12 protein-coding genes and 1 pseudogene are annotated in these 14,218 nt (G+C 62.8%); 7 read left to right on the forward strand and 6 right to left on the reverse strand.

All coding sequences use genetic code 11. The features are described from left to right. Positions 1-334: 334 nt before the first annotated feature. A pseudogene (locus FYJ31_RS07380) lies at positions 335-4,472 on the forward strand (LPXTG cell wall anchor domain-containing protein). Positions 4,473-4,738: 266 nt separating this feature from the next. Here the strand turns inward: FYJ31_RS07380 and FYJ31_RS07385 are convergent. The 6 genes from FYJ31_RS07385 to FYJ31_RS07410 form a co-directional block, all read right to left on the reverse strand. After that, complete coding sequence (locus FYJ31_RS07385; RefSeq protein ID WP_143882498.1) at positions 4,739-5,464, reverse strand: LacI family DNA-binding transcriptional regulator; 726 nt, start codon at positions 5,462-5,464, stop codon at positions 4,739-4,741. 213 nt (positions 5,465-5,677) lie between these two features. Continuing rightward, on the reverse strand, positions 5,678-6,790 hold the full coding sequence (locus FYJ31_RS07390) for a hypothetical protein (protein WP_154536392.1): 1,113 nt from the start codon (positions 6,788-6,790) through the stop codon (positions 5,678-5,680). Then, positions 6,787-7,515, reverse strand: coding sequence for an ATP-binding cassette domain-containing protein (locus FYJ31_RS07395; RefSeq protein ID WP_012576922.1), 729 nt, complete (start codon positions 7,513-7,515; stop codon positions 6,787-6,789). The genes FYJ31_RS07390 and FYJ31_RS07395 overlap by 4 nt, the downstream gene beginning before the upstream one ends. Before the next feature lie 16 nt (positions 7,516-7,531). Continuing rightward, on the reverse strand, positions 7,532-8,584 hold the full coding sequence (locus FYJ31_RS07400) for a peptidoglycan-binding domain-containing protein (protein ID WP_012576921.1): 1,053 nt from the start codon (positions 8,582-8,584) through the stop codon (positions 7,532-7,534). A gap of 32 nt (positions 8,585-8,616) precedes the next feature. After that, a complete protein-coding gene (locus FYJ31_RS07405; RefSeq protein WP_012576920.1) occupies positions 8,617-9,303 on the reverse strand; it encodes a hypothetical protein in 687 nt (228 codons plus the stop codon). Positions 9,304-9,338: 35 nt separating this feature from the next. Then, positions 9,339-9,743, reverse strand: coding sequence for a hypothetical protein (locus tag FYJ31_RS07410; protein WP_012576919.1), 405 nt, complete (start codon positions 9,741-9,743; stop codon positions 9,339-9,341). A gap of 200 nt (positions 9,744-9,943) precedes the next feature. On the opposite strand from FYJ31_RS07410, the gene FYJ31_RS07415 reads away from it, so the two are divergent. The 6 genes from FYJ31_RS07415 (at position 9,944) to FYJ31_RS07440 (ending at position 14,206) form a co-directional block, all read left to right on the forward strand. After that, the gene (locus FYJ31_RS07415; protein ID WP_012576918.1) at positions 9,944-10,606 is read left to right on the forward strand and encodes a response regulator transcription factor; all 663 of its coding nucleotides are present in this window, start codon (positions 9,944-9,946) and stop codon (positions 10,604-10,606) included. Then, positions 10,603-11,904 (forward strand): sensor histidine kinase, encoded by a 1,302-nt coding sequence (locus FYJ31_RS07420; protein WP_154536393.1) that lies wholly within the window; start codon positions 10,603-10,605, stop codon positions 11,902-11,904. Before FYJ31_RS07415 ends, FYJ31_RS07420 begins: the two co-directional genes overlap by 4 nt. A 63-nt stretch (positions 11,905-11,967) precedes the next feature. Further along, positions 11,968-12,528 (forward strand): TetR/AcrR family transcriptional regulator, encoded by a 561-nt coding sequence (locus FYJ31_RS07425; protein ID WP_025263184.1) that lies wholly within the window; start codon positions 11,968-11,970, stop codon positions 12,526-12,528. Positions 12,529-12,639: 111 nt separating this feature from the next. Next, on the forward strand, positions 12,640-12,939 hold the full coding sequence (locus FYJ31_RS07430; RefSeq protein WP_014484614.1) for a hypothetical protein: 300 nt from the start codon (positions 12,640-12,642) through the stop codon (positions 12,937-12,939). A 196-nt stretch (positions 12,940-13,135) separates the two neighbouring features. Next, positions 13,136-13,342 (forward strand): hypothetical protein, encoded by a 207-nt coding sequence (locus FYJ31_RS07435; RefSeq protein WP_025263185.1) that lies wholly within the window; start codon positions 13,136-13,138, stop codon positions 13,340-13,342. Between the two features lie 18 nt (positions 13,343-13,360). Beyond that, the gene (locus FYJ31_RS07440) at positions 13,361-14,206 is read left to right on the forward strand and encodes a hypothetical protein (RefSeq protein ID WP_025263186.1); all 846 of its coding nucleotides are present in this window, start codon (positions 13,361-13,363) and stop codon (positions 14,204-14,206) included. Positions 14,207-14,218: the final 12 nt, after the last annotated feature.

Below are 14,218 nucleotides of genomic sequence, written 5' to 3' on the forward strand. Positions count from 1 at the left end.
TAAAACTCACAATAATCAATTTTTAATTGAAATACATGACTATTATACAGCGTAACCTGTGTGCATACCACCGCGTTTCGTAATCAGATCATAACCGGAGCGACACAACAGCCCCGATCCACGATGAGGTGGTTCGACCGAGGCAACGTTTGTCCGCCGCAGAACCACCTGGCGCGGGGTGATGCTGATGGTGCTTTCGGGGTCCGGCGGCCGGCCGTCGGGCTTGCGGGCGTGCTTTTCTTCCAGGGACCCGGGAGGAGGCGGGTTCTGGAGTCCCCGTCTCCTCCCTTTCCCGGAGAGGGGCGCTTCTGTCGTATGTGGGAAAGGATTTCGTATGAGGTTCGGGAAGAAGGGCGCCGGTGCGGTGGCGTCGATCACCGCCGCCGCGGCGTTGCTGGCCTGTCTGGTTCCGGTAGCGTTGGCCGATAACGGTGGCGGTGGTTCCGGTGAGGACGGTGGCGGTTCGGGCGGTGGTCCGACGCAGACGGCCGATGTGCATTGGATCTACAAGGATTCGTGGCCGGCCACGCTGGATGGCATGAAGACGGCGTTGAGTGACGCGAAGGTGCGTCTGTCGTCCGATCTGGCGAACGGGCAGAACCAGTTCGTGAACATGAACAAGACTTTGAGCGACGCGATCGATGAGTGCCAACGCTCCTATACGGGTGAGGGGAACGCGGACTGCCGTCTGGTGGCGGTGGGCTACGTGCGCTTGGCGGATGGTTCGTTCAACGGCAGCTATGTGAGTTCGAACGCGAAGAACCGTTGGGAGGCGCAGTGGAAGGCCGAGGCGAAGGGCGACTACACGTATCAGGGCCAGAAGTACTCGACCTCGACCACGTGGAAGGACAAGCTCGGCACGCGCAGCGTTGACTCGCTGGCACAGGAGTCGATCGACTCCAACCCGAACGCCTCGTTCCGCGTGATCGTGCTGGCGCAGAACCAGCCGCCGGTCGATTACAAGCTGAACGTGACCACCAGCCACAAGCAGAAGACCGACATGCAGGTCGGCTCCACCGACCCGATCGGCGACGTCATCCACGCCGACAACGGCGGTTCCGCGATCAGGGAGACGTTGAACGGCACCGCGATCATCCATTACGAGAACGGCCCCTACCTGCCCGCGAAGAGCGTGAGCAAGCCGATCAGCTTCCCGAGCAATGGGGATACCCAGCTCGACGATCTCGCCTCGCCGAAGGATTTCGGCATGGAACACTGGGCCGAGGGCACGTACTGGATCGACATCCAGGTACCCAAGCAGGGCCGCATGCAGGCGGCCGTGGACACCGCGGACCGCGATCCGGCCGAATCCTGGAAGGTGAGCTCGGTGCCGCCCGAACCCCCGGTCAAGAAGATCGAGGACGGCGTGAGCGCCGACCGGATGACGAACCGCACCACCATCACGTACGGCACCGGCCGCGCGTTCGGCGGACAAGGGCGAGATGCCCATGGACCATGTCTACGAGTTCAGCTTCGACGTGACCGTGTCGAAGCCCTCCGACTTCCAGCAGGTCAAGGACCATGCGTGGGGCAAGTGGAACCACGAGCCCGAGGCCGACGCCGGAAAGAAACAGTTCGATACGTGGCGGCCGAATCCCGACAAGAGCTGGATCCGCCTGAACGCGAAGGGCCAGTGGGAGGCGGTCATCGACCCGAAGGAGACCAACCGGACCGGCGCCGACGATATGACGCTTCTGGACGGGGACCGGGTCGCCTCGGTGGTCAACGGCACCATCGCCAAGAACCTCATCCAGGCCCCGGAAACCCTGACGCTCACGGACGACTGGTCGGCCGCCGACTACCTGTTCGACGCCGACGACAAGTCGAAGATCAAGGTGTACGAGGCCGATGCCGGCACCGATCGCGAGTCCAGCGTCACCGACATCGCCAACCACGGCAGGGACGTCACCGACCAGTGGACGATCACGATGGAAGGCACCACGGTGACCGCCACCGCAGGCCGGGCCTATCGCGAGGGATTGAAGGGATTGAAGACCGCGAAGCAGGTCACGCTGCTCATTCCCGGCAAGGCGGCCTACGCCAACGGCAAGGGCGCGGGCCAGGTGCGCGACGACTTCGGCAAGCAGGCGAGCGACGAACTGTCGTTCTGCACCGCGCCGGACGGCAAGGCGCTGACGAACAAGGGCTCCCAGACCGTCAACACGCACACCATCCCCACGAACGAGCCGAAGATCTGCGGCTACATACCGCCCGTCGTCAAGGACGTGGTCGGCGAATCCTCGCAGGGAGGCGACCAGGCGTCCGTGGACGGCAGGGTCGTCTACCCGGGCCAACGCTTGGAATACCGTCTGGAGACCCAGCCCCACCTGCCCGGCAATCTCGCGTACTCGGTCAGCGAGGTGGCGGTCACCGACACCTATGACGAGCATCTTGAAGTGGACAAGCAGACCCTGGAGGTCACCGACCTGTCCACCGGCAGGTTCATCCCGAAGACCGAGTACGAGACCCAGTGGAACGACGCGCAGCACGCGGTGCGCCTCGTGTTCTCCGACGGGTACGTGAAGACCAACTGGCGCAACGGGGCGAACCCGCGCATCATCGTCCGCTTCGAGGGCACGGTCGCCAAGGACGCGCCCACGGACACCAAAATCGGCAACCAGTGGGCCCTGACCCTGAACAACATGATCACCCCGAGCAACAAGGTATGGAACGAGCCGCCCGACTTCACTCCCGTGAAGAAGGACACCCAGGCCGACCCGTCCATCAGCATCGACGGCAAGACCGCGCTGCTGGGCGACCGAATCTACTACCGCGTGACCATCGACGCCAAGCAGACCAACCAGGCCTACAAGGTCTGGAGACTCGGCATGACCGACGACTGGGACGACGAATACCTCTCCCTCGACGCCAAGCACATCGAGGTCACCGACACCGCTACCGGCAAGGACGTGACCGCGAAGTTCAACATCGCGGCGATCGACGGCGTCGCCTACGTGTACGCCAGGACCGCGGACACGAAAGTGCCGGCCACCGGCGAGACCATCAAGGGCGACCCCCAGCCCAGGAACCTCAAGGAATACGCCGAAAAGAAAACCCACGACCCGTTGAAGGAGCCGGCCATCGACCAGTCGATGCTGGGTACGAGCTACGAGGTGAGCCTGCCGATGACCGTCATCAAGGTCACCGACGGACATATCGTGAAGAACAAAGCCACGCAGGTCGTCAACGACACCCGCAAGGACACCAACGAAGTCGCCAACCCCCTCAAACCCGTCAACCCCTCCAAGGACGTGGTCGTGAAGGTGGACGGCGAATCCATCGACAAGCACAGCGTGTACCTCAACAGCCTGTTCCTCTACCGTCTCGACAGCTCCGTGCTGCCCGCGCACCGCGCCTACCAGAAGGTCACCGACTGGAGCATCACCGACCCGCTCGACACCGAACATGATCAGTACACCGGCCAATGGGCCGTGTACGCCATGCGCGACCTGACCGAACAGGGCAAGGTGATCGCCCGCAGGGGCGTGAAGATCGCCGGCAGCGGCTTCGACGCCGGTATGTACGGCGGCGAACTGTTCACCCTCGCCCAGGATGACAAGGGCGTGGTCACCGTCACGGCGACCCAACGCATGCTCGACCTCGTCAGCGGCAACGACGAAAACGAGCAGGCATGGACCGCGTTCATCCAGTGCAAGCGCGTCAAGACCGGCGAACACATCGCCAACCGGTTCGACGAAACACTCAACGGCACCAGCCGCCCGTCCAACCAGGTCGAGACGCACACGCCCGACATGACCCCGAGCCTGAAGATCGAGAAATGGGACGAGGCCTCCGGCTGGCCGACCGGCGACCGCGACCAGGTCAAGGACGCATTGGCCATGCAGGGCGACACGCGCATCGTGTTCACCATCACCAACACCAGCACCACCGACCCCGACACCAAGCAGGGCGCATGGTACCGAACCAAGGACCTGAACCTCAAGGACCAACTGGTCGCCGGCGACGGCCGGGTGACCGATCTCGAATATCCCGCCGATTGGGACAGCCGTGTCCTCAAGCCCGGCGAGAGCGTCGAGGTCAAGGGCATCCTCAAGGGCGTGACCGATCATCACACCGACCGCGCCACGGTCACCGGCACGCCGCTGGTCGAATGCGTCGTCTCCGACCCGGATCCGTTCGACGGCAAGGACGAGACGTCCGCACCCGATGACGCGGTCACGATCGACGGCAGGCTCGTCTGCCCCGACACCGAAGTGGTCAGCAACACCGACGACTGGAACGGCTACCGGACCGGGCTCGCCCATACCGGCGCCGCCATCCAGGGCGTGATCGCAGCGGCAATCACCCTGCTCGCCGTCGGCGTGGGACTGGTCGCCGCCCGCCGGTTCAGACACGGGAACAGTGCTGGCGGCCGTCACTCAGAATCGGCGCAGTCCAGCGATATCGCGGATACCGATGAGGATGTCGCCGAGACTACGGATGAGATTCCTTACGAATCGTCCGTGATCTGACCCGGACGTCGGACCTGCTTCCCGTCATGATAGTTCTTCCAGTCGGAGTATCTTACGATTGGAAGAACTATCATGTATTCATCAAATTATTACGGATTACAATTGATGTTTCTTTTGGCGCGACGAAAGAAGGAAACATTCTATTAGAATAGAGTCATTTACATTAAATAATTGCGCAGTTACGATTCGAACGACTTGAGTGGTGGGTGGGTTGTCATCTATAGATGACAACCCACCCAAGGTCTTTTTGTTTGTAGTTGGATTTCTTACTGCTTGTCGGTTTCCTCGGAGGCGAGGCGCGCTTCGAGCTGTTCGACGATGTGGTCGTGCATGTTCTCGTCGATCTTGACGGTCAGGAGGAAGACGACGAGGCTGGCGACGATGCCGGCGAGCGGCAGGTAGTAGGCGCAGGTCTTGAACGTGCGGATGTCCTCGGGATAGTCATGTGTGCCCATGATGCTGCCCACGCCGCCGAGAAACGCGATGCGTCTACGGCCCGCCGCAATCATCGCGTCCAGGGCGTCCAACATCGTCTGCGACAGATCGGGCCGTACGGAGTCGAACAGGTGCGGTGCCGGATTCGTGTCGATGCACACGCCATGCGGGAGTGCCGCATGCAGGGCGCGCAGGTCCGCTTCAGGAAACACCGTGGCATCCACGGTGATGAACCCATCGAACTCCGCCGCGCGTTCCGTCAGCTCGCGTATGGACCGGATGAACGTGGGCTGGTCCAATTCCATCGACTCCGCACACTCCGCAAGAACCTTCCGCAGATCGGAGAAGTATGCGTCCTGCAGCTTCTCCCCGGATGGAGGAGCGTCCAGCACAGCAATCGCGGGACGGAACACGTTGCGGTATCCCAGCTCCTCGCATACGCGCAGCACGCGCCGTCGCGTCTCCTCCTTGATGGAGAACGATGGGTCGTTCAGCAAGCGCGACACCGTGCTCTGTGACACCCCGGCCCGTTCCGCGACCTCCTTGAGCGTGGCCATGACATCCTCCCCGCAAACTTTAGTAAAGGTTTTACTACAGCATAACCCGGGATTTGCAAGATGACGGATTCTCCTACTCAGGAAATGACCTACAACTGATAAACTTCAAGCGTCCCGACAAAGGGGCAATGCATAGAGGGCGGGCGTGTCATTGAAAAACATGCTCGCCCTTTAATCAAGGCTTATGGCAGTCTGAACTGGCACCCCTCATGCTCATTGTCTGTTTTTGAAGAAGACGAAGAGTTGGTTGTCGTGTATGGCGGTGATGGCGATGGCAGCTCCGATTTGCGCGGCGATGAGGGCTGCGGTGAGTGCGGGAAGCTGGATGGTGGTCAGGGTGAGTGCGTTGGCGTGTCCGCTGGTCCAGCGTGCCGTGGTGTAGGTGATGGCGGTGGCGGTGAGGATGGCGGGCAGGGTCCATGCGAGGGTTTCGAGCGCGTTGGTGGCGAGGATGCCTTGGCGGGGCATGCCCATGTGCAGGTCGTCGGCTATTTCGATGCGTCGCGCGCGCGTGGCCATGATGGCGATGGCGAACGCGGCGATGGGGGTGATGGCGAGCATGCTGCGGGTGGTTCGCTGCCGGTAGCGGGTGTCGAGGTCGGGGTTGGTGCCGAGCATGGTGTTGGCTTGTTTGGTTTGGGTGGCGGGCGCGGCTCCGGGTATGGCGGTCGCGGTGGTGTTGAGCAGGTCTTCGGCGTCGGGGTTTGCGGGGTTGATGGTGGCCCAGCATTCGTCCCATTGCTGGCCGGCGTTGATGGGTGTGGGGGTGATGATCGCGTAGGCGAGTCGTTGGTCGCGGCTGTCGTCGGCCCAGGGGAAGACCGCGCTGATGTGCATGGTGCCCTGGGTTGTGGGCAGGTCGTCTCCTTCGCGCGCGTGGAGGGTGGCGGCGAGTTGGCTGGAGATCCATACGCCGGGTTGGGTTTGCTCTCTTGCTCCAACGCCGAGCACGTTAGCGAGTCCCGGTGTCGCCTGCCAGGCGTCCAGTGGGGCCGCGGGCATGGCGGTCAGGGTGATTTCCCCGTTGCTTTTGAGCGCACCGGCCGCTTGGATGGGATTCGTGGTGGGGCCGCCTGTGGTGCCGGTGGTTTGGGTGAGGTTTGCGCAGGTGGTCGGGTCGATCTGCTTGCTGCCGGAGATGATGTGGATGGCGGCGGCGCTGGTGGCCCATTGCCGTGATTCGTGTTGGAGGGAAGTAATGGCGGTCAGGTCGAATACGGCGGTTCCTGCTGCGATGAGGGTGAGGATGCCGGCGCAGGCGAGGGCACGTGTAGTGCCGGTGGCGACGTTGCGCCATACTTCGGACAGGATGGCGGTCGGTTTCATCGTGTGTCGTCCTTGGTGTCGATGTTGGGGTTCGGATTGTGCCACGCGAGGTCGATGACGCGGGTGCACGCGGCCCGGGTGTTGGGGTCGTGGGTGGCTATGACGACGATCGCGTCGCCTTGCGCGAGTCCGGTGAGGGTGGAATCGATGTCGTTGGCGGTGCGCTGGTCGAGTTGGGCGGTGGGTTCGTCCACGAGGAGGAGGTCGGGTTTGCTGGCGATGGCACGGGCGAGCATGAGACGCTGTGCTTCGCCTCCGGATAGTTCCCGGAACTCGCGTGCGGCGACTTTGGTCAGGTGGAACGTGCTCATGATGGCGATGGCTTCGTCTTCGGCCTGCGTGCGGTCGATGCCCTGGCCGAGGAGTGGTTGGACGACGTGGTCGATGGCGGTGCGCCGTGGCATGCCGTGGGGGTTCTGGAACACCCAGCGCACGCGGTTGACCCGGCTGCGTCGGATGGTTCCTTCGGCGGGCGGCTCGAAGCCGGCGATGATGGACAGGAGGGTGGATTTGCCAGAGCCGGACGGCCCGCACAGGCCGACGGCCTCGCCGGTCGTGAGGGTGAAGTCAAGGTCGCGGAACAGCCAGGGGCCGTCCGCGAACCGGTGGCCCACGTGCTCGCCCGTGACCGACGGTATTCCGCCGGCCGCGGGCCGCGCGGAGTCGATTGGCCGTGTCGGCACGGGGTCCGCGACCGTTTCGAGGGGCAGGATGCTGGTGCTCATGCGCGTCCTCCTTGTGTCAGTGCTGCATTGCGGCGGGGCATTGGATGTCGTCGAGTTTGTGGCCGAGGGCGACTTTGCCGATTGTCGCGTCGGCTTGTTCGGGTTGGATGAGCGTGGCGCCGAGGGCGGAGCCGATGACGGTGACGGGGATAGCCTGTTTGCCGTCGGGCGAGACACAGGCGCGGGTGCCGTTCTGGCCGGTGATGGCGGAGGGCGGGACCTTGATCGCGTCGATGGGTTGTTCGAGCGCGAGGGTGGCGGTTGGTTTCTTGCCGCCTTGGTCGGCGAGGGTGGTCTTGTAGCCGTCGCTGGCCTGGATCTGGTCGAGGAATTTCTGGTCGCTGATCCTGCCGTCGGTCTTGTCGAGGCTGGTCTTGACGCCGAAGAGCGTGAACGTGCGTTTGCCTTCTCTCAGGTTCGCCGGCGTGGGGAAGGTGATGGCCGTCAGTTGGCCGCCGGTCTTCATGATTTCGGCACCGTCCGTCAGGTTGGTGTTCAGTCCGGCCGTGCATTGGGTTGGTGTGGCGGTGGTCTGGGGCAGCCATGCCACGTCGGTCGGTCCGATCCTGCCGTCGGGGTTGCGATCGCCGGCCTGCGAGAGCAGCTGGTTGACGCCGTCCTTGGTGCGCCACCCGTAGGTGCCGTTGCCTTCGGCGTTGTAGCCGAGGCGGGCGAGTTCCTGTTGCAGGGCGAGCACGTCGGGCCCGGTGTCGCCGGTGCCGATCTCGCGGTAGAGGGGCGTGTCGGTGTGCAGGGCGATGACGGGTTTGCCGTCCACGGACAGCAGTCGTTTGCCGGATTCGACCGCTTGGCCGGGCATGCACAGGGTTTCGCTGACGGTGCCGGCGGCGCGCGAGGTGAGCGATTGTTCCGCGCTGGTCTCGAACGAGGCCTCGACGGTCCGTTCGTCGTCGAACTGCTGGCGGCTGGCCGTGACGGTGTCGGGGCTCGTGGCCGCGGACAGTCCGTCGGGTGTGGGCGTGGGGATGACGAGCGCGGTGACGAGCACGCCCGCGGACAGCATCCCCAGGCCGGTCAGGATCAGCGGGGTCAGGATTCGTGTTTTCATGTGGTCGTTTCCTTTCGTCGGATGCTTGTTCGTCAGCCGATGTTGACGGCAAGGCCGGCTCCGGTGAAGCATGACTGGGCGGCGTCCGACGAGGCGTCGAACGGCAGTCCTTTGGACGCTCCGTCCCCGTTCAACGCGTTTTCGAGTTTGCGTCCGGTGTAGGCGTCATCGACGAGGCTGCTTTTCTTCAGGCATTCCACGGCGGTCTCGTACGGGTCGGCCAGGAGGCCCGGGTTGCCCTGCTGGAGCTGGTAGAGGGATTCGATGATCTTGCTGGTACCCTCGGAGCAGGTGTTGGATGCCTCCATGTACTTGTTCACTTCGGCGTCGGTCGATGGCACCGGCGTCACACCGGTGGTCTGGTAGAGTCCGTTGGACAGTTTGCGGGTCTGTTCCTGCCACCCGTTCTCGGCCATGCACGCGGTCTGTTTGTCGTGCGCGGTCTCGTAGTCCTCGGCGCTGATCTTGCCGGTCTTCTTGGCCCGTTGGAGCACGTCGCGCTCGAACTGGCTGAGTGTGTCCTTGGCGAGGTACTGGTCGAACAGGGCGCTCATGCTCGGCGCGATTCTGGTGCCGGATGTCTGCGCGTCGTCGGCCGTGTTCTGGTTCCAGGGCGTTGAGCATGCCGTCAGCGAGACGAGCAGTCCCATGCAGGACAGCAGCGCGGCGGCCCTGCGCAGCGTTTCTTGGCGGAGGATGGATGATGTGCTGGTGGTCATGGTGGTTTCCCCTTCCATCGGCTGGTGCGGTCTGTTTACTTGGTGTTGAAGTCGGGATCGTGGTAGTCGGGCACCTTGGCTTGGCATTCCTTGATGGCCTTGTCCCGGTCACCGTCCGTGGACCCCGAGGACACCGAGCCGGAGCCGTCGCCGGTCCATTGGAGCACGACCCAGTTGCCGTCCATGATCTGCGCGGGCACTCCCGCCGCCGTGAGACAGTCGCGGTATCGTTCGGCGGCCTGTTTCGAGGCCGGGTTCGATCCCTGCGGCGCGTCGCCGCCCTGGCTGTCGGTCTTCGGTGCCGCGTCCTGCGACGTCGTCGCGGAGGGCGCGCCGGATGACTGCGACGACTGCTGTTGGCCGCATGCCGACAATGGCGCGGCCAGCGCGGCGGCCAGCGCCGCGGCCGCCGACAGTCTGAATACGGATGTGGTTCGCATGTGTTCCTCCCTTGCATGGGTTCGCCGCTGCCGGGGCGATGCTTTGGCCCGGCGGTTGCCGGACGATGCCCATTACAGCCGGCTCTCCGTGAGCGATGGGTGCGTGTCGCGCTCACCTAACGCACACCCACGCCGAGCACAATGGAGAACGCGAAGGCAATCGCATGAAGGCCATGAATCGGAATCGGAGGCAACGAAATATGGCGAGGATCCTGATCGTCGAGGACGACGCCGACTTGTCGGCCGTGCTGGACGACTGTCTCAGGCACGAGGGGTACGCGACCGGACTGGCAGGCACCGGCGTCGAGGCGCTGGACCTGCTCTCACGGGGGGAATACGACGTGATGCTCCTCGACCGTGATCTGCCCGTGCTCTCCGGAGACGAGGTCATGCGCACCGCGGACAGGCTGCGCATCCCCGTACGCACGCTCATGCTCACCGCGGCCGGCAGCATCGAGGACCGCGTGCACGGCCTTGACCTCGGAGCCGACGACTACCTGCCCAAACCGTTCGCCTACCCCGAACTCCTCGCCCGCATCCGCGCGCTCCTGCGCCGAGGCGACGCCGACGACGCGCCCACCGTGATCTCACGGGGACGGCTGTCCGTCGATACCGTGAGACGGCTCGCCTACGCGGACGGCCGGCCTCTCGACCTCGCACCCCGCGAATACTCGCTCCTGGAGGAACTGCTGCGCGCCGACGGCGGGTGGATCAACACCCGCGCCCTTCTCGAATCCCTGTGGCCGTCCGAGGCGCACGACCAGCCCGACCTCGTCAAGACCGCCGTCTACTCGCTACGACGCAAACTGCCCGACCCCTCGCTCATCGCCTCGTCGCGCGGAGAGGGATACCGCATACCATGACCGACACCGACACGACCAACCGGCCGGCCGGGCACGCCGCGCGCCCGCGCAAACCCGCCAGCTTCCGCATCCGCCTCGCCGTCACCGTCGGACTGCTCCTGCTCGGCATGCTCCTCGCCGTGATCCTCGTACAGAACATCTCGCTCGACTGGGCGTTCCAGCATCAGGTGGACACCATCTCCACAGGCAGCAACCAGAACACCATCACGACGGAACCTGCCACGCCCCAGGACGGGGTTCCCGGCACGGCCGACTCATGTAACGCGGATCCCTGCGACGTGACCGGTGCCATTCTCTCTCCGACCGCCGGGCAGACCGGCACGGAGGGCGTGGTGCTCACCGTCAGGGACGGCGTCGTGCAATGGATGCGCTACGGATCGCTCGCCGTGTTCGCCGTATCCGCGCTCCTGGCCGTGCTCCTCGTCTGGAACCTGTCGGGCAAACTCACCGCACACCTCGACTCCATCAGCCGCCAGACCGGCCAACTCGACCCCGACCATCCCGCCGGGCGCATCAGCCTCGATCATCCCGACGCCGAGACCGCCGGCCTAGCCGACACGCTCAACACGATGCTCGACCGCATCGAGCAATCCAACGAACTGCAACGATCGTTCATCCGCAACGCCAGCCACGAACTGAAAACACCGATCACGACCATCGGCACCAGCCTCGAAGCGCTCATGGCCCAGGACCGGTTCCCCGAGGACGTCAAACCAGCCATCAGCCACGCCATCGAAGCGAACCGCAAAAGCAGTGAACTCATCAACAGTCTGCTCGAACTCTCCCGCATCCAGACCGTGCCCGACACCAGCACGGAAACCGTGGACCCCGCCCGCATCGTACGCGACACGCTCGAAACCCACCGCGAACAGGCACAGGCACGTCACCTGCGCATCGACGCCGACGGACTCGCCGCATACCACGGCCCCTTCATCGAGACGAACCCGCGCTACCTCTCGCTCGCTGTGGACAACCTGATACGCAACGCCATCATCCACAACACCGACCACGGCGCCATCACCTGCACCATCCACGACGACAAGCAGCACGTCACCATCAGCATCACCAACACCACAAAACAGCCGGACCACCCCGAAGCCACGGCCGACCTCATCCAACCATTCCACCGAGGAGACGCAACCCGCATGGCCAACCAACCTGGCCACGGCCTCGGACTATCCATCACCAAAGCCTGCACAGACGCCATCGGCGCCAGCCTCAACATCAGCCGTCCCACAGCCGATGTATTCCGCGCCGGAATCATGCTAAATCGACATATCGGCATGCCCATTAGATGATTTATTCACGATAAGATATCCTTACTCATACTGACTGATTAGTCAATGAATGCGAGGATATCGATGAATAGTGCGGAACGGAGACGTAGAACGCGCGAAGCCCTGCTCGAAGCCGCGGCTCTCGAATTTGAAACACAGGGATATGCGAAGACCACATTGCAGGGCGTCGCTGACCGACTTGGTTTGACGCGTGGCACAGTGCTGTTCCATTTTCACACGAAGGAAGCATTACGGGATACGCTTATCCAATGGTGCGATGAGCGCCTGTGCGCAAAAGTGTCCCAATGTAGCGGCAGAAGCGATTTCGCTCGGATTCTCGCCGCGATTGCTGACATGCACTATGAAGATGCGCGAATACGTTCCGGATTGCTGCTGCATGAAGAAAAAGCCCGAGCGGAGAACGCGGGGCACATGAAGTGGGAGGAAGCACTTGAACTAGTCTTGTTTGGGCAGCTCAACGACGCCCATGACAGCATTAAGGCAGGAGCCCTAATCGATATGTACATCGCCGTCATAAGGTCCGATCGATGGAAGAATAAGCAGCAGCTCCGTCAGGCTCTTGATTTCTATCTGTCCCTAACCGGTCTGAGCAAAGCGGCTGAACTCTCTGATAACAGGCTATAAGGGAATCGTATGGCAAGAATCAACGATTCTTGTTGACTGACTAGTCAGTCAATGCATATTATGGGAGCACCAACCGGAAAGGTTGGACAACCCAAGGAGGAAGGAACTCCCATGAACACCACCGCCAAAAGCAAAATCGGTCTGCTGGGCAAAGTCGGAGCCGTCGCCGCAGCTGCGGCAGCCGTGATGGCTTTCACCGTTCCTGCCGCTAACGCGGCCGGAACCTACGCTCTCCATGCCGGCACGGACTATGCCTTGGCCCAGACTTGGACCAACGGAGGAACCCAAGGTCGCTCCTATGCGCAGCATGGTAGGCGCGTAGCAAGCACCGTGTGGACTCTGCAGTCCAGCCGCGCATACGCCGATGACGGGTACTCGACCAGCTATCACGCTCAGGTCTGGTTCCGCTGAATTTGACTCTATGAATCGAGGAGGCGAGCTTTGCTCGCCTCCTTCTTTATTCGTCCTGATCAAAACGGTCTCACCGCACATAAAGGACAACGAGACCATTCTTGTCCGCCGCTATTCCGCCGGCTTTCCCTGACGATGGGTGTCAACGGAGACCGTTGCCTGTCGGGCTCCTTGATCGTCATCAGAGGAGGCCGTCGTGGATTTGTTGAATCAGGTGCTTCAGTTGTTCGTCAGGTTCGCCACCATCGGCGGTGGGCTGTGGCTGGTGTGGGGCGCCGTCACATTCGGCGGCGGCCTGAAGGATCATAATGGGCCGCAGACGCAGTCTGGACTGTGGCAGATCGTGGGTGGAGGCATGATCATCGCGGCCGCGCAGATTTTCAACGCGGTGGCTCTGGGCTGAGCTGATTCGGGGCCTGCCATGGAGGACTTCATCGTAGCCATGCTCAACATGATCGGCGGCGGAGGTGCCGGTTCGATCACGGCCGGGCTGTTGTCCCAGGCGCCGGAGACATGGAATCCCGCTCTTTACCAGTTGGCGGTGAACGTGCATGGAGTCGCCGTCAAGCCTCTGACATCGGTGGTGCTCGCGGTCATGTTCACGTTGGAGCTGGCGCGCAACTCGACGCGCATTGAAGCGGATCGCGATCTGGGTGCGAAGATCGTGGCCGGCACCATGTTCAAGATCGCGTTGGTGTTCATCGCCGTGCAGAACGCCGGTCTGTTCATCGGCATGTTCAACCGGGTCACGCAGTTCCTTATGCAGGGCGTGTCCTCGCAGATGTCCTTTGAGGTGGCGGGCGAGGGTGGCCAGTTGGGCGATCTGATGCGCGACCAGATCCGTGATGCAGGTGTGATGGGGCAGGCGGCGTTGTTCTTTCTGCTGGTGATCCCGTGGTTGTTGTCCCAGTTGGCGTCGGTGGTGTTCACGGTGGTGCTGTATGTGCGGTTCATCGAGTTGTATGCGTTGACGGCGTTTCAGTCGTTGCCGTTCGCGTTTCTGGTGCATGAGGATACCAAGCCGATCGGCGTGGGTTTCTTCAAGTCGTATGCGCGTACGTCGGTGAATGCGGTGTGCGTGTTCGTCTGTCTGGTGTTCTATCAGCGGATCGTGGTCGATGCCGTGAGGATCCCGGATTCCGCGGACAAGGGCATGGTGTCGTGGGTGACGGGCAATTTCGGCAATCTCATGATGGCGGGCATCCTGCTGTTCTTCGTGATCGCGGTGAGCCAGCGTGTCAGCCGCGCCATAGCAGGCGGCGAATAGCCGCATCGGAAC

This window comes from Bifidobacterium sp. WCA-178-WT-4B, assembly GCF_009696495.1.
Taxonomy (GTDB): Bacteria; Actinomycetota; Actinomycetes; order Actinomycetales; family Bifidobacteriaceae; genus Bifidobacterium; species Bifidobacterium infantis.

Bases quoted from the DNA above. Each gene is read 5' to 3' on its own strand.
- FYJ31_RS07415 (WP_012576918.1), top strand. From the start codon at position 9,944: ATGGCGAGGATCCTGATCGTCGAGGACGACGCCGACTTGTCGGCCGTG.
- FYJ31_RS07430 (WP_014484614.1), top strand. From the start codon at position 12,640: ATGAACACCACCGCCAAAAGCAAAATCGGTCTGCTGGGCAAAGTCGGA.
- FYJ31_RS07440 (WP_025263186.1), top strand. From the start codon at position 13,361: ATGGAGGACTTCATCGTAGCCATGCTCAACATGATCGGCGGCGGAGGT.
- FYJ31_RS07425 (WP_025263184.1), top strand. From the start codon at position 11,968: ATGAATAGTGCGGAACGGAGACGTAGAACGCGCGAAGCCCTGCTCGAA.
- FYJ31_RS07390 (WP_154536392.1), bottom strand. From the start codon at position 6,790: ATGAAACCGACCGCCATCCTGTCCGAAGTATGGCGCAACGTCGCCACC.
- FYJ31_RS07410 (WP_012576919.1), bottom strand. From the start codon at position 9,743: ATGCGAACCACATCCGTATTCAGACTGTCGGCGGCCGCGGCGCTGGCC.
- FYJ31_RS07420 (WP_154536393.1), top strand. From the start codon at position 10,603: ATGACCGACACCGACACGACCAACCGGCCGGCCGGGCACGCCGCGCGC.
- FYJ31_RS07400 (WP_012576921.1), bottom strand. From the start codon at position 8,584: ATGAAAACACGAATCCTGACCCCGCTGATCCTGACCGGCCTGGGGATG.
- FYJ31_RS07405 (WP_012576920.1), bottom strand. From the start codon at position 9,303: ATGACCACCAGCACATCATCCATCCTCCGCCAAGAAACGCTGCGCAGG.
- FYJ31_RS07395 (WP_012576922.1), bottom strand. From the start codon at position 7,515: ATGAGCACCAGCATCCTGCCCCTCGAAACGGTCGCGGACCCCGTGCCG.
- FYJ31_RS07385 (WP_143882498.1), bottom strand. From the start codon at position 5,464: ATGGCCACGCTCAAGGAGGTCGCGGAACGGGCCGGGGTGTCACAGAGC.